The organism is Paenibacillus sp. sgz302191 (assembly GCF_057749925.1).
In genome coordinates, this window is sequence record NZ_JBYLHY010000135.1 from 1 (window position 1) to 251 (window position 251).

Genomic DNA, 251 nt, shown 5'->3' on the forward strand with positions numbered 1-251 from the left:
CGACCGCCCCAGTCAAACTGCCCACCTGACACTGTCCCCGACCCCGCTTAGGGGCCCAGGTTAGAACTCCGATACGATCAGGGTGGTATCCCAACGGCGCCTCCACCCAAGCTGGCGCTCAGGTTTCAACGGCTCCCACCTATCCTGTACAGATCGTACCAAAGTCCAATATCAAGCTGCAGTAAAGCTCCATGGGGTCTTTCCGTCTTGTCGCGGGTAACCTGCATCTTCACAGGTATTAAAATTTCACC

Annotated in this window: 1 rRNA gene; it reads right to left on the reverse strand. The window is 55.8% G+C overall.

Going from position 1 to position 251, the window contains the following annotated elements:
• Positions 1-251: ribosomal RNA gene (locus AC3G2T_RS38935) — 23S ribosomal RNA — on the reverse strand; the annotation flags it as partial.